The organism is Spongiivirga citrea (assembly GCF_010671565.1).
Lineage (GTDB): Bacteria > Bacteroidota > Bacteroidia > Flavobacteriales > Flavobacteriaceae > Spongiivirga > Spongiivirga citrea.
Window position 1 is genome coordinate 583,675 of record NZ_JAABOQ010000002.1, and the last position, 22,954, is coordinate 606,628.

The 22,954-nt window shown below is 36.5% G+C and carries 16 protein-coding genes; 11 read left to right on the plus strand and 5 right to left on the minus strand.

The features are described from left to right. Nucleotides 1-41: 41 nt before the first annotated feature. From GWK10_RS06155 to GWK10_RS06195, 9 genes are all read left to right on the plus strand, one after another. A complete protein-coding gene (locus tag GWK10_RS06155) occupies nt 42-8,654 on the plus strand; it encodes a DUF6443 domain-containing protein (protein ID WP_164030290.1) in 8,613 nt (2,870 codons plus the stop codon). Nucleotides 8,655-9,187: 533 nt separating this feature from the next. Beyond that, nucleotides 9,188-9,919, plus strand: coding sequence for a hypothetical protein (locus GWK10_RS06160; protein ID WP_164030292.1), 732 nt, complete (start codon nt 9,188-9,190; stop codon nt 9,917-9,919). A gap of 3 nt (nt 9,920-9,922) precedes the next feature. After that, nucleotides 9,923-10,852 (plus strand): hypothetical protein, encoded by a 930-nt coding sequence (locus tag GWK10_RS06165; protein WP_164030294.1) that lies wholly within the window; start codon nt 9,923-9,925, stop codon nt 10,850-10,852. After that, nucleotides 10,852-11,310: a hypothetical protein gene (locus GWK10_RS06170; protein ID WP_164030296.1), complete on the plus strand. Its 459-nt coding sequence runs from the start codon at nt 10,852-10,854 to the stop codon at nt 11,308-11,310. Before GWK10_RS06165 ends, GWK10_RS06170 begins: the two co-directional genes overlap by 1 nt. Next, a complete protein-coding gene (locus tag GWK10_RS06175; protein WP_164030298.1) occupies nt 11,310-12,548 on the plus strand; it encodes a hypothetical protein in 1,239 nt (412 codons plus the stop codon). The genes GWK10_RS06170 and GWK10_RS06175 overlap by 1 nt, the downstream gene beginning before the upstream one ends. 23 nt (nt 12,549-12,571) lie before the next feature. Further along, on the plus strand, nt 12,572-12,871 hold the full coding sequence (locus tag GWK10_RS06180; RefSeq protein ID WP_164030300.1) for a hypothetical protein: 300 nt from the start codon (nt 12,572-12,574) through the stop codon (nt 12,869-12,871). Continuing rightward, nucleotides 12,861-13,325, plus strand: coding sequence for a PulJ/GspJ family protein (locus tag GWK10_RS06185; RefSeq protein WP_164030302.1), 465 nt, complete (start codon nt 12,861-12,863; stop codon nt 13,323-13,325). Before GWK10_RS06180 ends, GWK10_RS06185 begins: the two co-directional genes overlap by 11 nt. Then, nucleotides 13,325-14,455, plus strand: a complete 1,131-nt coding sequence (locus GWK10_RS06190) for a type II secretion system F family protein (protein WP_164030304.1) — start codon at nt 13,325-13,327, stop codon at nt 14,453-14,455. The genes GWK10_RS06185 and GWK10_RS06190 overlap by 1 nt, the downstream gene beginning before the upstream one ends. A gap of 238 nt (nt 14,456-14,693) precedes the next feature. Continuing rightward, complete coding sequence (locus GWK10_RS06195; protein ID WP_164030306.1) at nt 14,694-14,912, plus strand: hypothetical protein; 219 nt, start codon at nt 14,694-14,696, stop codon at nt 14,910-14,912. Between the two features lie 244 nt (nt 14,913-15,156). Here the strand turns inward: GWK10_RS06195 and GWK10_RS06200 are convergent, their stop codons facing one another. After that, nucleotides 15,157-16,101 (minus strand): calcium/sodium antiporter, encoded by a 945-nt coding sequence (locus GWK10_RS06200; protein ID WP_164030307.1) that lies wholly within the window; start codon nt 16,099-16,101, stop codon nt 15,157-15,159. 291 nt (nt 16,102-16,392) lie between these two features. Between GWK10_RS06200 and GWK10_RS06205 the strand changes: the two genes are divergently transcribed. Further along, nucleotides 16,393-16,779 (plus strand): Hsp20/alpha crystallin family protein, encoded by a 387-nt coding sequence (locus tag GWK10_RS06205; RefSeq protein WP_239540711.1) that lies wholly within the window; start codon nt 16,393-16,395, stop codon nt 16,777-16,779. Nucleotides 16,780-16,978: 199 nt separating this feature from the next. Then, nucleotides 16,979-19,630, plus strand: coding sequence for a cation-translocating P-type ATPase (locus GWK10_RS06210; protein ID WP_164030309.1), 2,652 nt, complete (start codon nt 16,979-16,981; stop codon nt 19,628-19,630). Between the two features lie 4 nt (nt 19,631-19,634). Here the strand turns inward: GWK10_RS06210 and GWK10_RS06215 are convergent, their stop codons facing one another. The 4 genes from GWK10_RS06215 to GWK10_RS06230 form a co-directional block, all read right to left on the minus strand. After that, the gene (locus GWK10_RS06215) at nt 19,635-20,579 is read right to left on the minus strand and encodes a L,D-transpeptidase (RefSeq protein WP_164030311.1); all 945 of its coding nucleotides are present in this window, start codon (nt 20,577-20,579) and stop codon (nt 19,635-19,637) included. A 576-nt stretch (nt 20,580-21,155) separates the two neighbouring features. Next, nucleotides 21,156-21,605: a DUF2267 domain-containing protein gene (locus tag GWK10_RS06220; protein WP_164030313.1), complete on the minus strand. Its 450-nt coding sequence runs from the start codon at nt 21,603-21,605 to the stop codon at nt 21,156-21,158. Nucleotides 21,606-21,607: 2 nt separating this feature from the next. Then, on the minus strand, nt 21,608-22,255 hold the full coding sequence (locus GWK10_RS06225; protein WP_164030315.1) for a phosphoribosyltransferase: 648 nt from the start codon (nt 22,253-22,255) through the stop codon (nt 21,608-21,610). Then, nucleotides 22,248-22,913 carry a dienelactone hydrolase family protein gene (locus tag GWK10_RS06230; RefSeq protein WP_164030318.1) on the minus strand — a complete coding sequence of 222 codons (666 nt, stop codon included), beginning with the start codon at nt 22,911-22,913 and terminating at the stop codon, nt 22,248-22,250. Before GWK10_RS06230 ends, GWK10_RS06225 begins: the two co-directional genes overlap by 8 nt. Nucleotides 22,914-22,954 lie beyond the last annotated feature (41 nt).

Here is a 22,954-nt window from a genome sequence, read left to right on the forward strand (position 1 = left end):
AACAAAAACAAAAACTAACCACCTGAGAAAAATAGCGAAGTATGAACTTAATTAATTCCTTAAAAGATAAAACAAGTATCGTTTTATTCTTCTTACTCCTACTTTCGACTCTTGCTGCAAAAGCTCAAATTAGCGGACCATCTACTATGACAGTTGGTCAACAAAGCACATTTTCAATTCCCTTTGGTGACCCAAGCATTTCTTGGAGTGTGAACAATACTTCACGCGCACAAATCATCTCAGGAAATGGAAGCACAAGTGTTCAAGTAAGGGCATTATCTGCGGGTACTTTCATTTTGCAATTACAATTAAGTGGTGGTTCATCGAGCAAAACTGTTACTGTACAGTCAACCCCAACTCCGGCAAAGCCAAGCACTCCAACACTAAGTATCGCAAACTGCTTGGCAACTTTAAGTCGCTCTAACCCTCCTAGCGGAGTAACATGGTATTGGCAAACTAGTTCAACCGGCACGAGCACATCAAACCAACAACAAAGTTTTAATCCAACTTCTAATGGTACATACTATTTAAGAGGGCGAGCAAATGTCACGAACGGACCGTGGGGACCAGCTTCTAATGGAGTTTCAGTAACAATCCCCACTCCACCATCAACACCAGCTACAGTTTCGGTTTCTAACCAATGCGGACAAAGTGTATTGACGAGACCTAATCCACCAAGTGGAGTGACTTATTATTGGCAATCCAGCAGTTCAGGAACGAGTACTGGAAATTCTTCTAGTTCTATAACACGAACTTCTGGTAGCACATATTACCTAAGAGGAAGAAATTCATCAGGTTGCTGGAGTGGAGCACGAACAGTTAATTATAGTATTAATGCGATACCAAATGCCCCTGGCCAGCCAACTGCAACTAATAATTGTGGTTCAACGACATTAACAATGGGTAGCGGTATTAGCGGAGCCACTCTATATTGGCAAACATCAGCTAATGGTACTTTAACTGCAAACTCAGCACAATCGTTTAATGTTACATCAGGTACAGTCTATTATCTAAGAGCACGATATCCTAACTCCTGCTGGAGTCCTGCTGTTTCGGTGAGCTACACTGTTAATCAAAACCCATCAACACCACCAACTCCTTCGGTTTCATATAGCGGCTGTAATGCTGTTTTGTCAAGAGCTAATCCGCCGAGTGGTACGACCTATTATTGGCAAAGTAGCAGTACGGGAACAAGTACTTCAAATTCAGCAACATCCATTACAAGATCATCTGGATCCCAATATTGGATAAGAGCAAGAAGTGGTAATTGTTGGAGTACAGCAAGAAGAGTAACTTACACTATAAACAGACCTGCAACACCCACCATTGCAGACACTGATCAATATTGTGGATATACCATAATACAACGAAATAATCCACCATCAGGTGTAACTTGGTATTGGCAATCAAGTGCAAGTGGTACTAATACGTCTAACTCAAATACCAATTCTCCACAACTGACTTCGGGAGGGTCCTACTATTTAAGAGGTAGAAATAATACCACTGGATGTTGGGGTACTACAGCGACAATTAATTACACAGTTAATAACGTACCTCCAAGCCCAGCTCAACCAACTGCAACTAATAATTGTGGTTCAACAACGTTGACGATGGGATCCATTCCAAGTGGAGCTACTGGCTACTGGCAAACATCAGCTAATGGTACCTTAACGGCAAACTCAGCACAATCGTTTAATGTTACATCAGGTACAGTCTATTATCTAAGAGCACGATATCCTAACTCCTGCTGGAGTCCTGCTGTTTCGGTGAGCTACACCGTTAATCAAAACCCATCAACACCACCAACTCCTTCGGTTTCATATAGCGGCTGTAATGCTGTTTTGTCAAGAGCTAATCCGCCAAGTGGTACGACCTATTATTGGCAAAGTAGCAGTACGGGAACAAGTACTTCAAATTCAGCAACATCCATTACAAGATCATCTGGATCCCAATATTGGATAAGAGCAAGAAGTGGTAATTGTTGGAGTACAGCAAGAAGAGTAACTTACACTATAAACAGACCGGCAACACCAACAATTGCAGGTACTGATCAATATTGTGGATATACCACAATTACCCGAAATAATCCACCATCCGGGGTCACTTGGTATTGGCAATCTTCTTCTGGAGGCACGAGTACAGCTAACTCAGCAAGTACTTCTCCTCAATTAACATCTGGTAGCACCTACTATTTAAAAGGACGCAACAATACAACTGGATGCTGGGGTACAGCAGCAACAATTAATTATACCGTTAATACAGCACCGTCAAGTCCGGGCCAACCAACTGCAACTAATAATTGTGGTTCAACAACGTTGACGATGGGATCCATTCCAAGTGGAGCTACTGGCTACTGGCAAACATCAGCTAATGGTACCTTAACGGCAAACTCAGCACAATCGTTTAATGTTACATCAGGTACAGTCTATTATCTAAGAGCACGATATCCTAACTCCTGTTGGAGTCCTGCAGTTTCGGTGAGCTACACGGTTAATCAAAACCCATCAACACCACCGACTCCTTCGGTTTCATACAGTGGGTGTAATGCTGTTTTGTCAAGAGCTAATCCGCCAAGTGGTACGACCTATTATTGGCAAAGTAGCAGTACGGGAACAAGTACTTCAAATTCAGCAACATCCATTACACGATCATCTGGATCCCAATATTGGATACGAGCAAGAAGTGGTAACTGCTGGGGGCCTTCAACTCGAGTAACCTATAACATTAATAGACCTGCAACACCGACCATTGCAGACACTGATCAATATTGTGGATATACCATAATACAACGAAATAATCCACCATCAGGTGTAACTTGGTATTGGCAATCAAGTGCAAGTGGTACTAATACGTCTAACTCAAATACCAATTCTCCACAACTGACTTCGGGAGGGTCCTACTATTTAAGAGGTAGAAATAATACCACTGGATGTTGGGGTACTACAGCGACAATTAATTACACAGTTAATAACGTACCTCCAAGCCCAGCTCAACCAACTGCAACTAATAATTGTGGTTCAACAACGCTAACAATGGGGTCTATTCCCAGCGGAGCAACAGGTTATTGGCAAACCACCCCTAATGGAACACTTACAGCAAATTCGTCTCAATCTTTTAGTGTAACATCTGGTACAGTTTACTACTTAAGAGCACGATATCCTAATTCCTGCTGGAGTCCTGCTGTTTCGGTTAGCTATACCATTGACAATAGCCCTATCTGGTACGCCGACACAGACAATGATGGTTTTGGAGATCCGAACAATACAAGTTCGGCTTGCACACAACCAACGGGCTATGTAAGCAATAATACCGATTGCAATGACAGCGATGCTACTATCAGCCCTAATACTATCTGGTATCTCGATGCTGATGGGGATGGCTACGCTGCTTCAACACAAACAGGTTGTACTAATCCGGGAGCAAACTATACAACGACCGTATTACCAATTGGTGATTGTGATGATACCAATTCAAGTGTTTATCAAAACATAACCTGGTACGCAGATACCGATGGTGATGGTTTTGGAGATAGCAATAACACAACCGTAACTTGTACGCAGCCGGCAGGTTACGTTAATAATAATACAGATTGTGATGATACCAATGCTACGATTAACCCTAACAAAATTTGGTATGCGGATACTGATGGTGATGGTTTTGGTGATGCTAATAATACGACTACTAATTGTACTCAACCTAATGGATACGTTGACAATGGTGATGACTTAGATGACACTAATGATCAGATAACCGATACTATTCCCAATACTTTTTATCAAGATAGCGATGGAGATGGTTTTGGTAATCCGAATCAGTCAATTAACCAAAGTACACAACCCGCAGGCTACGTAACGGATAATACGGATTGTGATGACACCAATACCAGCATCAATCCCAATACTATTTGGTATGCTGACACAGATGGTGACGGACTAGGAGATCCAGCTGTTTCTATAACACAATGTACTGCTCCAGCGGACTATGTTTTAGATAATACAGATCAATGTCCCACAATCAACTCCACAACCAACGATTGTTCAACTAACCCACCAGTAGGTGGTTGTACTGCCGATGTTACGGCGTTCCCATATTCAGAAAGTTTTGAAACCGATTTAGGCGGATGGACACATGATGCTAATGATGATTTTGATTGGAGAAGAGATAGTGATGGAACTCCCTCAGGTAGTACCGGGCCGTCAAACGCTTCAGATGGAACCTTTTATATCTATACAGAAGTATCTAATCCTAATTTCCCAACAAAAACAAGCATCCTATATTCTCCCTGTTTTGATCTATCAAGCTTGAATACTGCGATGTTCAAGTTTGATTATCATATGTATGGTATCGATATCGGGACAATTAAGTTAGAGATTTCTACTGATGATAGTGCTAGCTGGACAGAACTATGGTCGCTATCCGGAAATCAAGGTAATTCCTGGAAAAATCATACCATCGATTTAAGTACTTACGCTGGTCAATCTGTCAAACTTCGCTTTAATACCGTTTCAGGAACCAGTTATCGCGGAGATATCTCAATTGACAACATTGCCTTACTAGATCCTAACAACATTCCAAGCTGTACAGCGGAAGTAGCTAGTTTCCCATATAATCAGAGTTTTGAAAACACCTTAGGTCTTTGGACTCAAGATCAACTAGATGATTTTGATTGGGCCTTAAGAACCGGTGGCACTCCCTCGAGCAATACTGGACCTGCAGGAGCTATTGAAGGTTCCTATTATGTATATGTAGAGGCCTCGAGCCCAAACTATCCCAGCAAATTAACAAATCTAGACTCCCCTTGCTTCGATTTTACAAATGCTAGTAGTGCTACCCTTACATTCTCTTATCAAATGACTGGAAATGCAACCGGGACATTTACCGTACTTGGTAGCACCAATAATGGTTTCTCATGGGAGTCACTATTAGAAATTACAGGTGATCAAGGAGCTGATTGGAAAACAGCTACAGTCGACATCACGGCTTTAGCTGGTGGTACTGCCAAAATTAGACTTACAGGTCTAACCAATGGTTGGCAAGGAGATATTGCTGTAGATAAATTAAGTATTGATATTGAACAAGGCGTAGCCCAAACTCCTTATCAAACTCCAACTTTTAGCGACGAAAATTATGTATTCACTCGTAACTACATGGTAGAAGCTAATTCTGAAAACGACATTCAAAACAATAGGGATGTGATTGAGTCGATTACCTATTTCGACGGTTTGGGCAGAGCAAAACAAAGTATTGGCATAAAAGCCTCCCCTACTCAAAAAGACATTATAACCCATATGGAATACGATCAATACGGTCGTATGCAAAAAGAATTTTTACCCCATATGGTTGATACAGGTGATTTAGGTAGTTTTAGAACAGGTGACCAAGCATTAGCAACACAAAGCTATTATCAAACGGCTTATCCAGATGACTTTGCGGGTATCGCTAATCCCGCGGATGTAAATGCCTTTTCGCAAACACAATTTGAAGCATCACCCTTAAATAGACCTTTAAAACAGGCTGCTCCAGGTAAAGATTGGGCTTTGGGTAATGGCAATGAAATTGAGTTTGGTTATGATACCAATCTAGCGAATGAGGTACGACTATTTAAAGTCACGCTTTCTTCTGATTTTACTCCAGTCTTAGTAGGAAATGGCACTACCTATTACAGTGCAGGTGAGCTAAACAAAAACATTACGAGAGATGAAAATCATGATGGTTCTGCAACAAAAAACCATACTACCGAAGAATTTAAAGACAAACAAGGTAGAGTACTCGTAAAACGCACCTATGCAGACATTGATCTTAATGATGATGGTACTTTAGAACTAGAAGTCCCGCACGACACCTATTATGTATATGATGATTTTGGAAATCTAACCTATGTGCTACCTCCAAAAGTAGATACATCTAACGGAGTTCAAACAACTGAGCTAGATGAGCTTTGTTACCAATATAAATACGATTACCGAAACCGACTTATTGAAAAGAAAGTACCTAGCAAGGGCTGGGAATATATTGTGTACAATAAGCTGGATCAACCTATAATGACCCAAGATGCTAATATGCGCACTGAAAATTCTGGAGAGGCCGATGACAAATGGTTATTTACCAAGTATGATGTCTTTGGTAGGGTGGCTTATACGGGGATGTTAATTGATGGTAGCAATAGAAGTGTACTACAAACAAGTGCCAATAATGCTACTGCTGCCTACGAAATAAAAAATACTTCTGAAGCGAATGTGGGTAATACTAACTTATACTATAGTAATAATGCATACCCAACAGCAATAGGAGAAATTTACACGGTTAACTATTATGATAATTATAATGTTGATCTAACTCCCTTTAATACTAATAATTTCCCTAACGGAATATTAAACCAAAATGTCAAAGGTCTACCAACCGTTTCGGCAGTACGCGTTTTAGATGTACCCGAAGCTAATGGCTGGATTTACACCCTAACGGCTTATGATGAAAAGGGAAGGGTAGTTTTTACAACTTCTAAAAATTTGTACCTCGATACGGAAGACACCGTAACTATGGATCTTGACTTTACGGGCCGGGTTCTAAAAACAACCACTTCTCATAAAAAGGGTACCAATGCACAAATATTGACAGTTGACAACCTTAGCTATGACCATATGGGCCGTATGAGTAAACAAACACAGGAGTTAGCAGGTAAAACTGAGGTTATTGCCGAAAACACCTATGATAATTTAGGGTTATTGGTAAGCAAAGATATTGGCGGTGTAGAAGGCACTAACCGATTACAACAAGTAGATTATAGCTATAATGTAAGAGGGTGGTTAAGAGGCATTAATGATGTTAATAATATAGGTGACGACCTCTTTAGTTTTGCTATTCACTATAATACTAGTCCCAATGCCCTATACAATGGCAATATTGCTGCAACACAGTGGCGTACCGCGAATGTAGATAGCAGTTTAAAACGTTATGACTATACCTATGACGCCCTGAATCGGATTAATAGTGCAACAGATAATACAGGTAGTTTTAACCTAAGTAATGTGACTTATGATAAAATGGGTAACATAAAAACCTTAAACCGTCAAGGTGCTATTGTTGAAACCCCAGTACTAGGTACACCTTCACATTTCGGTTCAATGGACCAATTAGAATATGAGTATCAATCTAACAGTAATAAACTAAGTAAGGTAGTCGACCTAAGTAACTCGATTTACGGCTTTAAAGATGCTAGTAATACTGGTGATGACTACAGTTATGATGCGAATGGCAATTTAACTCTAGACCAAAATAAAGGGATTACTGGTATTGAATATAATCACCTTAATTTACCAACAAGAGTTATAATTAATAATGCTGATCACAATGGCTATATCAATTATATCTATGATGCAACTGGTGGAAAACTGGAAAAATTAGTAGCGGAAGGCTTTAATTTTACAACCACTAAATATGCTGGCAACTTTATTTATGAACGTACAGGAACAACAGATGAATTAAAATTCTTCTCACATCCCGAAGGATACATTGAACCAGAAACGAATGGTATTTTTAATTATATTTACCAATATCGCGATCATCTTGGCAATAGTAGATTGAACTTTCAATACAATAAAGCGCTAGCTCAAATTGAAATTATTGAGGAGAATAATTATTATCCCTTTGGTCTTAAACACAGGGGGTACAACGATGTCATGTCTGCTAACGTGAATAGCGTTGCAAGTAAATTTGAGTTCCAAGGAGTTGAATTTGAAGAAGCTTTAGGCTTGAATCTTCACGAAATGGATTTTAGAAACTATGATCCAGCCTTAGGAAGATTTACGAGTATTGACCCAGTTACTCATCATTCAATGTCGCCTTATGTAGCGTTTGATAATAATCCTATTTTTTGGGTTGACCCTAGTGGAGCTAATGCAACAGACCCAATTAAGGAAACAAATACTGTAATAAGCTCTAAAGTTGATGAACACAATGTAACTCATATTACTCAAACTAAGACTACAACAACGACAACGACAAATGATGATGGTAGTGTATCTGTTACATATTCATCAGGTTCAATTACTAATACGGTAGATGCTAATGGTAACGTGACGAATGGGACAACTCAAATCACAGTTACAGGGACTATAACAAAAGATGCCAATGGTAAAGTCTCTGTAGGCGATCCAACATCTACAATAAGTGATGTCAATGCTAACAGCAATTCTGCATTAGGCGAATGGACAGGTCTGGTAGCTAATTATAACAAAAACAATAAAGGTGTTTATAATAAAGATAAGATTAATGAACTGTCAGAAAAAACAACAAATGCTACAAGAGTTGGTATTGCAGTCCTTTCCATATTTGGACCTTTAGATAATAAAGTAGCAAAGCTTCTTGAGAAAAAATTAGGAGATAAAGGCGCTTCTGCTATAGGCCTTGTTGGTGTTCCAACAAGTTTAGATGGGGTAACCCAATATGCAGGAGATGCCTTAAATAAGGCTATTGGAGAAAATAATGGATATATGATGATTTATGGAGTAGAACAGATTAGAAATGGCGTAACGCTTAAAAATATGAAGACACCTTCAAAACCTGAAAGCAGTAATAGAAAGAGTGTTGGTCCAACTTCATTCCAAGACTTGTTTAAAGTCTCTAAATGGAAAGAATGGTGGAATGGTGGTAATTAAATTAAACAATGGAATTAGTAAAACAAAACCCAATAATCTTTAGAGTGATAATACTTATTATCACTCTAATAATATTATATTACAGATCGGATTTTATAATTAAATCATTAAAGCTGAATATAACCAAAAGACAATTATTGATCTTTGCTTTTGGATTATATCTTTTGATTGACTTTATGTTGTCTTGGCTATGAAAAAGAAAAGTATTAGGGAGATTACAATAAAAAAGTCTTTCCTGCTCTGAAGAGTGTAGCTCTGCGAATGTTTGTGACTTCGCAGCCTAACTAAGCTTCATTAAATACCCACAATAATATTTCAGTTTGCTCCTAGAAGCAAAACATAGAAATTGAGCTATATGAAGAAACACGAAGTCGCAGACTTGGAATAGTAGCGGTATCACTTCTACTTCGCTATATTGAAAATGCAGATAATTCCAATCTTCTATCCTCCAATTACCCTAGAACTTTTCGCCTAAGCCCTTTGCATCCCCAGCACTTTTACTTACATTTAAAAAATATTCATCATTTGTATTTATGAAGAGAAGAGAAATGCTTTTTTATACAATCCTAGCAACATTTTTTGTCGCTACAACGAGCATTGCACAACAACAAAAATCTGCTCAAAATGCCATTTTTTTAGGAACTGTAGTACAACAAAAAGGCATGGTTTTTAATAAAAGTATAGAAGCGAGTGCAGTCGTTAATTGGATTGAAAAACAGCCTTTGAGTGTTACCGTTACCGATTTCACTCAAAAAAGCTATGCATTGTACAAAAAGGCCATACGCGATCAAGGAAAAACGGTTTTTTTTGAATATCATGATTCTATAGCTGAAAAGCCCACCTATCTCACACTAAAATTGGCAGATAAGGTTGGTATTATTGAACAGTTAGAACAATCTCAAAATAAGAAGTTACTCCACTATATAGAAAATAGCGAGGATAATGAATTGGTCAATGAAGTGAACATATTAGTGCAACAACCCATGTATGACCAAATTGTATATGCTCAAAAAGTGTATTTACATACAACTAAAAATGGATTGTTAGCACTTCAACTACAAAACGGAAAAACTACGCAATCGATAACTAGTAATCAATTTCAAGTATTTGGTTTTGAGACAGCTTGTCTATGTTGGAAATTAGGTGAGAGGGAGGATGTTATAGTGGTTGATCTGGCTGCAAAATCTAGCAGTTGTCCCAAGGGAACAAAATCGCACCCAAGAAAACTAAAAAGAAAAAAAGAAGAACGTTACGATCGGTTTTAATTTATGAAAGGTCCTTTAAAAATAGTTATAGGTTGTTTGTTACTTGTTGTAGGCTGTAAAGACATTTTAAATGTTGAAGATATCAGCGAAGCTCAAGTCAACTTAATCGCACCAATTAATGGTACTAGCTTAGGCATTGACAATATAAATTTCTCTTGGGAAGGAGTGGAATTTGCGGAAGGGTATCGCCTTCAACTAATCACTCCGAATTTTGAAGCTCCATTACAGCTTGTTCAAGATACCTTAGTAAACGGTACAAATTTCACTTTGGCATTACCACCGGGGGAGTATTCATGGAAAGTGCGCGCAGAAAACAGCGCATTTGCTAGTGGTTTTTCAGAAACAAGACAATTGCAGGTTACTGATATTTCGTTTGCAAATAGAATTGTAACTTTAGTAAGTCCGTCAGATAACTTTAATACCAATACCGAAATGCAAACGCTTACTTGGCAAGAAGTACCTACGGCTATGGCTTATAATGTGCAAATACTTGATAATGCAAATACCTTAGTTAAAGAAGAAAGTGTTACTACAACATCCTTTAATAATACCTTTACAGAAGGGACTTTTAACTGGCAAGTACAAGCCATAAATGGCAGCGATACCACCGCATTTAGCACCCATCAAATAATCATCGATCTAACAGTACCTAGCAAACCTGTTGCAACCCAACCAGCAGACGATAGTACAACCACTCAAACAGCAATTACATTTGCCTGGACACGTATGGACGTTCCTGGAAGCACTGAACGAGACAGCGTATTTGTTTATAGCGATAATTTGCTACAAAATTTGGTAGTAAAAGATGAAGGGACGGATAAAAGTTTTAGCGCAACGCTGGATCTTGGGCAGTTTTATTGGGTGGTGAAAGCCTACGATGATGCTGGTAACGAAAGTGAACAAAGTGATACCATGAGCTTTACCATAAACTAGTGAAAAAGAATACAAAGACATACGTTTTATTAGCTGTAGTAATACTCATTTGGGGATTGCTGCTTTATCGTATGTTTAGCTGGGGAGATGATGAGAATACCATTACTCAGAATAACAATGCCTTCGCCCAATTTAATCCTATCAAACCGACCGAGAAAGATACTTTTTCGATCACTGTTCATGAAAGAGATCCTTTTTTAGGAACGATTGAAAAACCGAAAAGAAGAACAACTACAAGACCAAAACAAGTTGAAACAATCGTTTGGCCAACCATTTCATACAAAGGACTTGTAGGCAGTAATACAGGATCAAATGCCATTTTTTTGGTGGACATTAATGGAACACAACACCTTATAAAAAAAGGAACAACCACGAACGAAATAACCCTGATTAGCGGTAATAAAGATCAAGTTGTCTTGCGGTTTAAAGGGAAACGCAAAACCTTTAAACGCACTTAATGAAAAGGGCGTTTTTCATAAAACTAAAAGCCGGGTCCCTACAATTCGTTTTATTTATTGGTGTGGTGATTGCCCTGTTACTACTTGCAGTGATTCTACTTACACAAACACAGCATACTTTTGAGAATAAAAAGGAACAACTTATATCCACTATTCAACAAACAAACGCGCTATTCAAATCAACTTCATTACCACAACAAGATATTGACAGCACATTAAAGATATCTGACTCCAATTGGGGGCTTTTTAAGAAAAGAAGTGTTCGGAATTCGAGATTTGAAAAACGTGCATTAATAGGCAATTCACGTTCTAAAACATCGACCAAAGCCTTATTCGTCAAAGATGAAAATCGACCCTTGGTTTTAGTAGGCAATACTAAAATCGAAGGAAATGTTGCTATTTCAAAATCTGGATTAAAAGCTGGGAATATTGCTGGAGTTTCCTTCTATGGATCATCACTCGTAGATGGACAAGTTACTTCAAGTAAAACAGAACTTCCGTCTTTTGATTCCAACACCAAAACCTATTTGAAATCGCTCTTGAGCCTCATGCCTTCAACTTTAGGTGCGATTGATGAGAATTATAAACCAGGTGGCTCACTTTCTAATTCATTTAAAAACGATACTAAAGTAATTTATAATGATGGGGCAATTGATCTGTACGACGGTCAACTAATTGGAAATATTATTCTTAAATCCGCCACTCGTATAACCATCACAGCCAATGCTACTTTAAAAGATGTTATTATAGTGGCGCCTGTTATTGAAATTAAATCAGGCGTAACTGGCTATTTTCATGCGATTGCTTCAAAAGCAATTGAAATGGGAACTAATTCTAATTTACAATATCCTTCTAGCCTTATACTCATTGATTCTGATAGAAGTGACGATAAAAATTTCAGACGTACAAATCACCATCAAATAACAGTTGGTGAAAACAGCATTTTCAAAGGAAACTTAATGATGTTATCTGAAAACACCAATAGTAAGTTTGAACCTCAGATTATTATTGGCAACAATAGCGCGATTCATGGAGAGGTTTACTGTGAAAAAAGCATTGAATTAAAAGGTAGTGTTTATGGAAGTGTATACGCAGGTAGTTTTATAGCCAAAGAATCAGGGTCTACTTACCTAAATCATATCTATAACGGATCTATCCACGGAAATTCACTCCCAGATAATTATGCAGGGCTTCCATTTGAAAACAAGAATACTTCAGTTGCAAAATGGTTGTACTAAAAAAAATAAAAGCTTCCACTTTGATGGAAACCTTAGTGGCAACAGTTTTAATTGTGGTGCTATTTATGATCGCTAGTTTGGTCCTAAATGGCATCGCAAGATCGAATGCAAAAAGGAATACTGTCGCCATTGAAAGCAGATTACAAAAACTAATTTATCTAGCTGAAAATGATAAAGTCTCTTTTCCATACACTGAAGTGTTTCAAAATTGGAATATTTCTGGGGAAACAACTATAAAAGATGAAATAGTAAACACTCAATTCATTGCAACGCATGGTACTACAAAGAAGAGTTTAAGCAAACAATTGCAATATGCCAATTAAAAAAGTAAAAGCGTTTACATTGAGTGAGCTGTTGGTGGTTTTAGGCATTACCACCATTGTTGTAGCCATCGCCTATTTAGTTCTGGGATTGGTTCAAGGAAATATTTTTCGCTTGCAACAGAACTATAAAGACAGCACTCAAGTGCAACAATTGCAACAAGCGCTTTGGATCGATTTAAACACCTGTAATCAGGCAACCAATTCTAATATCGATGGCATAATTCGATTTAAGAATGAGCTGGATTCGGTTCAATATGCGTTTTCCGATTCCTTACTTGTTCGTTATCCCGATACTTTTAAAATCAATATTGAAGAATTGAAGTTCTACTTTGACGGTACTGAAATTAAAAATGGAAATATCGATGCTATTGAAGTAGGTGTTTTAAATAATAGCGTACAACAATCATTGTTTATCTTTAAAGAGAATGATGCAGCTACTTATATGAATAATTAATGGCATTTAAATTAGAAAATACAAAGGCTGAAAAGTCAAAAACCAAGGCGTTTGATTTAGATGGCTTATTGAAAAAGGAAATCGAACTTTTTGGAAAATCATTCAATTCCAAAAAGAAAGAGGCTTTCTATATTGAATTAAGTGTGTTATTAAAAGCGGGGATATCTTTAAAGGAAGGATTACAATTACTATCAGAATCAGCCAAAAAAAGATCAGAAAAGCTGTTATTTGAAGAGATCATTCAACAAATAATCAATGGTAAAAGTCTGTCAGAAGCCATTGCCACTAATAAACAGTTTTCCGAATACGAATTCTTCTCCCTAAAAATAGGTGAAGAAACTGGAACTCTTTACAAGGTAACTGAGGAATTAGGGGCCTACTACACACGAAAAAACGAACAACGTAGAACGCTAATAAGTGCTCTTACCTATCCGATTATTGTACTGGGAACCGCGTTTTTGGTCGTATTTTTTATGCTGAAATACGTAGTGCCAATGTTTCAGGATATATTTAAACAAAATCGGGTTGACCTCCCTCCCATTACAGAAGCTATTATAAGCATCTCTAAAGGGCTGGAAACATACGGCTGGTTGCTATTACCAACTATCGCCATTCTTTTGATTATTCGTTACATCAACAAGAAAAAACAGTGGTATAGAAAGCTAACCGATTCCACTTTATTACGATTCCCCTACTTAGGTCAGTTTATTCGAAAGGTATATATGGCGCGTTTTACGCAAGCCGTTTCATTATTGACCGCTTCTAAAGTTCCAGTGCTGAATAGCATTCAATTAGTGAAAAAGATGGTTGATTTTTACCCACTAGAAGATGCGCTAGAATCCGTAGAGTCAAATATCCTCAAAGGAAGAAGCCTAAGTGAAAGTTTACAACAACATTCCATTTTTGATAATAAGATGATTTCCTTAGTTCGGGTATCAGAAGAAACAAATCAAACAGAATTTATCTTTCAGCGACTTAATCAGCAATACAATACTGAAGTGCAGCAGCAGTCTAAAACCTTAACTACGGTTTTGGAGCCATTTATAATTCTAATTGTGGGTATAATTGTCGGAGTAATTTTAGTTGCGATGTATTTACCTATGTTTAGTTTGGGAACTGCTATTGGATAATTTCTCAAGGGAGAATTTCAATTGTTTCTTTGCGCATATTTGATTATTAATGTTTTAAAAAAATAGGTGAGTAATTCAGTGCAAAAAAACTAATAATTTCCATAACCACGATTAAAAATAAGATATACTCCATTGAGCAATATCTCATTGCAAATAAAACAGCATTTCAGCATACTGATTTAAGTCATTTTGAATATAAGCTAAAATCTTTAGATTAAAACTCTAAAGCATACTTACTATGGCTGTTAAGAAATTAATTGGACTCATTATGTTTTTAGCGACCATAAGTGATTTTCTTTTGATTATTAGGGTATCTAAATTATCTAATGAACAAGGATTACCAAATCCTTGTTCTCAATCACCTCTTAGTAGCATTATAGCTCTGATGTTTTTGACGATAGCCTTCTTTTTTGGTATTTCTCTTTTACTTGAAAAATTTAACGGTAATAAAAATTAAGCGTTTGTAATAAGCTAGGTTACACCGCAATAATTAAGTTCTTTCAATTAAATTTAAGTAAAAAACTAATTTAATTGAAAACCTTCCCTTTTAAGGTAAAAGAGAAAGACTTTACACATTATAGGTCTAGTCTAATCACAGCGTAACTCATGACATACTCAAGAGATTTTGTCCTATTATCATAATCTTAGCCAATTGTTATGATCGCTCTTTTATAATTCAAAAAACTACCCAAAAATAAATCTTAGCTTACTAGGTATTTTGTAAAACTATAAGTAAGGTATAAAATCACCAAACAAGCACCTTCTCCTTTTTGAATTCCTTTTTTTCGATTTAAAAACCATAAGAAAAAAATACTTGTAACTAGCAGCATGGGCATATCGAAATAAAGAATGATATTGTCCACTTTAATTTGTGTAATTAATGAACCTATACCCAAAGGAACCAATAAATCAAAAATGTTGCTTCCTACAATATTACCAACAGAAAGAGTAGGTTTTCCCTGAGAAATAGCCTTTAAAGATATAGCAAGTTCTGGCAGACTCGTTCCTAATCCGATAATAATAGCACCTATAAAAGATTGATTAATATTCCATCTTTCGACTAAAAATAGGGCATTTTCTAGTGTAATGTGCGAACTAACAACTACTGCAACAAGACTAACTATCAAAAGTAATACAGGCACGATTATATTCTTGTTGTCTTCTTCGATAATTTTATCTTTTCTAGTTTTCTTCTCTCTTCGATATAAAGTGAAAATGTACATTAAAAATGATATGAGAAGTAAAGCACCATCATTCCAAGTAATTGTTTTGTCAAAGGAAACAAGTGCCAATAAAACAACAGATCCGATAAGTTCTGTTGCCATTTCCTTTATTTGGATTCCTCCAATCGTAATGTAATGAAACAATGCAACGAAACCGATTATGACGCTAATCTGAGCAATAGAACTACCAATGGCATTACCAATAATAACACCAGAGGCGTCGATTCCAGCTAAATTTTTAAAAGCACCATCAATAACTACAACCAATTCGGGTAAATCAGTCCCAAAAGCCAAAACGGTAAGTCCTATGAATAATTCAGAAACATTGAGATATCGAGCAATTTTTACGGCATTTTTTATAGTGTATTCTGTAGAGGCTAATAGACCGAAAATTCCTAGAATAAGATAAATAAATGGATTCATAATAGAACCTTGGAATTGAAACCATTTAACTCGGAGATGACCAAATAATTATTGGCGCATCACGGCTAATCGATTAAAAAATAAAATTAATATGCTAACGGTTTAGATGAAATGACATGGGTCATTAGAAAAATATTTGTAGCTAAGACTATGTCCTTATACTCTCTCAACATCTCTCCTACTCTTAAAGCTCAAGTATATAAGAAATAATAACCCTGACCTAGGTCATTTCTTGAACAAGCTACAGACCCTATTTTTATCACCTATTGTATAACTAAAAAATAAGAAATTATGTCATTAGTAAAGTTTAGAAAAAGAACACCGTTCGGCGGTCTCATCGCTTCAGATTTTTTTGATTCCGACTCTATCTTCGATAAACGAATATGGGATAGTGATCTTTTTAATTGGGATTTCTGGAATGGAAAATCACAAGAACCTGCATTGAATATCAGAGAAACAGATGATGCCTTTGAAGTGGAGTTAGCCGCACCTGGATTTTCTAAAAAAGATTTTGAAGTAACCATAGATAATGGATGCCTTAATATTTCAGCAGAAAAGTCAGAGTCTAAAGAAGAACAGGAGGACAACTATAGACGAAAAGAATTTAGTTACAATTCTTTTGAAAAACGCCTACGACTCCCAGATTCTGTAAAGGATGAAAATGTTATAGCAAAATAAAAAAAATGGGATATTAAGGTTCGATCTTATTAAAAAAGAAGAAGCCAAAGCAAAAAAACCAAAAGTGATTGACATCGTTTAAAAACACCTATCTTCTTTAGAAGATCTTCAATAATGACCCTCTAACTAAATCTTTTCTACATAAGGTTATGGTGTGAGGGTCTTCGGTTATGGATACAAACCAATCTAATTCATAATAATGACTCTAGAACCTTATGCTACGGAAATTGAAAAAGTTGTACAAAAACAAGACAGCTCTATTGAGTTTGGTTTAACCAATGAGCAAGTACAAAAACGTATTAAAGAGTTTGGAGGCAACGAGATACTTGAAGGTAATCCCAAAAGTAGATGGCGCATTCTTCTAGATCAGTTTATAGACCCCATTATACTAATACTAGGTCTCGCGACATTTTTCACTTTTCTATTTAGTCCTGATCTACTAGAGACTATAGCCACATTAACAGTTATAATTCTTACAGTATCAATAGGATTTGTAATGGAATTACAAGGAATTCGCTCTCTTGAAGCTCTTCGCAAAATGGGAGCCACAGAATGCCTTGTTTTACGTGACGGAAAGATTAAAATGATACCATCATCATCATTGGTGCCTGGTGACATTATTCTTGTTGATACTGGTGATATGGTATCGGCAGATGCACGTTTAATAACTGTTAAAAATCTATCTATTAAAGAAGCTTCGTTAACGGGAGAAAGTACAGCAGTAGAAAAGGATGTTAAACCACTTCCGCAAAACATACCTCTTGCAGAAAGGAGTAATATGGTTTTTAAGGGGACATCCGTCATTCAAGGTTCAGCAAAAGCTATTGTAACCAATACTGGATTAGATACACAATTGGGTAAGATCCAGAAAATCAGCTCGACGATTGAAGAACCCAGAACGCCATTGGAAAAAAAGTTAAGTCAACTTAGCAAATGGCTCATTTGGCTCACCTTAATATTTGCTATACTCATCTTTTTTACTGGATATTTAAGAGGTATGGATATAATAACAATTCTTAAAACAGCAATAGCGCTTGCTGTTGCAGCCATACCAGAAGGACTTCCGATAGTGGCAACTATCGCTCTAGCAAGAGGCATGCTTAAACTGTCTAAACGGCAAATTATTATTAAAAAGATGGAGGCCGTAGAAACATTAGGTGCTACAAACATTATTTGTACGGATAAGACAGGAACCCTTACCGAAGATAAAATGCAAGTACATACACTGGCCTTTGAAGGTAATATGTTGAATGCTATTCAAAATGAAGAACATCATTTCTTTGAGCAACTACTCCAAAAAAAATATTTCAACAAATTGATAATGGCTAGCGTTTTATGCAACAATGTTGTTTTAGATAACGCAAATAAAAGAGGTGATAGTATAGAATTGGCGCTCATAGAATTTGTTGAAAAATTGAAATTAGATTCAAAAAAGATTAAGGCGGTTAACCCAGAGCAGCTAGAAATACCTTTTAACACCAATAGTAAATTGATGGTAACACTAAACAAAAACGAAAGTAATGGCTCTACTATATATGTCAAGGGAGCATTTGAAGGTTTAGTTAAATACTGCAATACAATTATCAAGGCAAATAAAATTGAAAAATTTACAAACAAAACCGAATGGTTTGAATTGGTAAATAACTTGGCATCACAAGGGCTAAGAGTATTGGGGTTTGCTTACAAGGATATAGATGCGCACTCGCCAAAAGAGGATTTATTATCCCAACTGACCTTTATAGGCATTATCGGATTTTTGGACCCGGCAAGAAAAGATGTTAAACCAACTATAAAGGCATATAAAGACGCAGGAATTAAGGTTGTTATGCTCACGGGAGATCATCCCGGTACAGCTAAAAAGATTGCTGAAGAAGTAGGACTATTAACAACAGGCTCTAATATTGAAGCTGTAATTCACAGTGAAAACATAAAAATAGAAGAAGAACTCGATACTGATAACAAAGAACGATTACTAAATGCCTCAGTCTTTGCAAGGGTCACTCCTGAACAAAAACTAAAGATAATTTCGTTTTATCAAAAGAACAATAATATTGTAGGCATGTTTGGTGATGGTATAAACGATATTCCTGCACTACGTAAGGCGGATATTGGAATCGCTATGGGACTTCGGGGAACTCAAGCTGCAAGGGAGGCAGCCGATATCATCCTAAAAAATGACCGATTTACCGCTATGCAGCTAGCCATTAACCAAGGACGTGCTATTTTTGATCATATCAGGCAATTCGTTGTATATCTCCTGTCTTGTAATCTTGCTGAAGTAGTATCCGTAGGTCTGGTGGCATTACTCAATTTACCAGCTCCATTGTTACCATTGCAAATCTTATTTCTAAATCTAGTTACCGATATTTTTCCTGCACTGGCTTTAGGAATGGGCAAGGGAGAAGTCGATATAATGAATCGACCGCCTCGAAAAGCAGATGAGCCCATTATGACTCCACAGCTCTGGTCATCTACAATTATTTATGGTTTGTGTATTACTGCCGCAGTGGTAGGCATTACTGCCTATGCTCATTTCACATTAAAAGCTTCTCCAAGCGAAATAAACAATATGGCTTTTTTCACCTTAGTACTGGCGCAACTCCTCAATGTATTTAACATGTCTAAATCCGAGGTTTCATTTTTAAATAACGAAGTCATAAAAAATCCTTGGGTATGGGGTGCTATTGTCCTATCAATATTTATAACGGTAGGTGCATATTATATAACTCCTATTGCTAATGCATTGCACCTAATTAATTTATCAACACAACAATTCGGATGGGTGCTTGTATTTGCACTTGGATCTTTGGCATTGTCTCAGATAATTAAACGTTCTGGAGGTACATTTTGACAACCTAATTTTTCTGATACCGGTAAATGTCATTTAGAATTTGTTCTTTCCCAAATTCATCTGCAATAATTGTATCGTATCGTATGGTGATTTTAGTACCAACAGGTGCGTGATAATAGAGTACCCAAGCATCTGCTTCACGGGTTCCAATACAACCATTTGAAGATGCTTTCCCAAGAGAAATAGGATTAGTCGTGGGATGAATTAATTGTCCATTTCTTATACCACTCACTTCAGTTTCTAAAAATGGTATTTGAGGTAGTTTGGTTACTTTATTATCATCTCGTTTTGTTGTTAAATATTGATGCCCGTCTACTGGGTTGTAGTAATCAGGTTTTTTTATATGACCAACAATGGTACCATTCCCTGTAATTGTTCTCAAGTCTGTTATTCTATCGCCCATTTTAAGATATTTTTGTTCATTGCGACCAACACGAATCACAAATTGATGTAGTAGTAATGTATCTTCATAAATACGCAGCTTAAATTCTGGTATATTGATATCGATGTGAGTCTTTTTCAAAGAAGAATGTATTTTTTCCGCTTTTATTGAATCTGGAACCTCAAGAACACTTCCAGCTTTAAGAGCAATCATTTCTTTTTGATCATACACAAAAGAGTCTTTTGCTTTCATGTGGTAGTAATCGGTATTTTTAAGCGTATCAATTATCCATGGATTCGCATGTACCAAAATATGTTCGGTTAATGCATAAGGTGTTAGGGAGTCGTATTGAATTGTGATAGAATCGAGAAACTGAAAATAAGTTCGGACTGGTATATTTTTAGGAACCCGAATAAGCGTTGTTGAATCATTTTGAACACTAATTTCGTTCACAATTGCATTTGCTGAAATGCTAATAGGGTTGTTTTCTCTTAGATGATAAAGAAAAAAACCTGCCAACGTGATTGTTAACAATAGACGTATATATCCATATTTAGAGGCAATCATTAGTAAAAAGATAAGGAATCGTAATTCTTATTCGTCATGATATTAGAATTGGGCTTCTAAAAGATTATAAATAGAAAACGGGAAGCCAATGACTTCCCGTTCCTTGAAAAGTGATTATTATTCATTCATCAATTCCAATCAATCAAAGTAGCTATTTCTAGCTATTCTGAACCGATGGCTTTTGAAAAAAAAGCAAGTCACTCAACAATGCCCTCTTCGCACTTTGCAGTATAAAAAGGGTTTTATTTTGAAGAAACTGAGACACCTAAATATCCCAGTTTCTCCGAAGATATCAAATGTACTTTAAGATTGCTTACTGTTAGTTGAATAACTATCACTAGAAACCCAATAAAAAAAGCGCTTAAAACACTTTTGATTACCTTCAGGATTCAAAGTGTATTGCTACCCTTTAAATCTGTTTTTTAATATTTTAAAGAACTTGTTTTTTAATTACAGTGCTAATATATAGCAGCTTTTTTAGTTATAAATTGATCTGGATCAGTTAGAGGATATTTTTTTGTTTTATTTCCAAAAACAAGCGAAACAATAACACGAATCAACAACTATTTCTTATTCCTAAATAAATATATGATTAAAAATAATCCCTTTTAAGGCTTTGGGTAATTCACCTCGAATATCCTCCATTTCTCCATCTGAGACATATTGTTTGAGCATCATAAAGGTGCTTGTGATATAATCCTCAGCAATTTCATTTGATTCAAAATCATATAAAGAAGTCTTACCATCAAAAGTTCTGATAAGATCAATAAACCCTTCTACGTTTTTTACTTTTTCCTTATGTGCTTTTATCGACCACCCATTTACGTAAACTGCTTTTAAAAACATAGGGAGTTGGGCTATTAATTGTAGAGATTCCTCTACGGAGATTATAGAACGCAAACCATGCAGAATTGCTGTGAGTACACGACCCGCTCTATCTGGGTTATCAGGTAATCCAATTTGCTTTGCATATTGTTTAAGAAAGGTATTTCCTTCTGCTGCGTATTGATTAAAATTAAGTGCCATAATTATTGTTTTTTTGATTCTATGAAACGATGGTTTGATTCTTCAAGAATTCGTATTGCTCTTTTATCCAAAACAGGATTAAATTTTTTATAAAACTGTCCAACTGCTCTAAAGTGTTGTGGAATTCTTAAACAAACTACCTCATCTATATAAGGTGAATTATAAATTTTTTCGATAGCAGACCTTGAGGCAACCGGAATTGCTACAATTGTCTTAGAAGGTTCTTGCTCTTCAATTAATGCAACCGTTGCAAGTATTGTATTTCCAGTAGCAATGCCATCATCTACAACAATGACAATTTTATTAGTAAGCACCTTAGGTGTAAGATTTTTATAATATTGATCTTGTCTCTGACGTAAAACCTCCCGAACGCGCCTAGTTTCTTCTTTTATATAACTTAATGCCGCATCCGAAGAGTCTGTTATGTATTTGTTTTGAAGACTAACAGCTCCTATTGCAAACTCCTTATTAAGTGGATGCCCAATTTTTTTGGTTAGAACAACGTCTAAAGGTGCGTTAAGTTCTTCAGCTACTATTGCACCTAATGGAAGCCCACCTCTAGGAATAGCTACGACAACTACATCCTTATTTTTATAGTTTATTAATTTTTTAGCCAATTGCCTTCCCGCATCCGTTCTATCCTTAAACATAATCTGCGGTTTTGGCTTTCATTTTTTCTGCAAACCAGTTAGCCGAAATAGCGGCGACTTCTTCCAACTTCCCTTTTTCTTCAAATAAATGTGTAGCATTCGCAATAATCTTTAAACTACGATCACAAGTCAATTTTTGATATGCTTTTTTATTAAGTTCTATAACAGCAGTATCATTTCCGCCAACAATAAATAAGCTTGAAGCGGTTACTTTATCTAACACATCCAATGCTAAATCAGGTCTTCCTCCGCGGGAAACAACAGCTCTGATCTCACCTTTTAAAGCCGCTGCGGCTCGTAAAGCGGATGCAGCTCCTGTGCTGGCACCAAAATATCCAATAGGAAGATTATGGACTTCATTATAGGTTTCCATCCATTGAGTTACGTTAATGAGTCGTTTGGTCAACAGCTGAATATTGAACCTATTCTCATAAACGCTATCTTCCTCTTCAGTCAATAAATCAAAAAGTAATGTTGCAAGGCCATTTTCCTGAAGATATTGTGCTACATATCTATTTCGAGGACTCAATCTGCTACTACCACTTCCGTGAGAAAAAATAACGAGGCCAATGGCATTTATAGGAATGCTCCATTCCCCTTTTAGCTTTACATCCTTTAACTCAATATCAATTGTGGTATGTTCTATACTAATTTGCATTTAGAATGAATATGAAGTTTACATCAAAGAAAGCAAGCTTA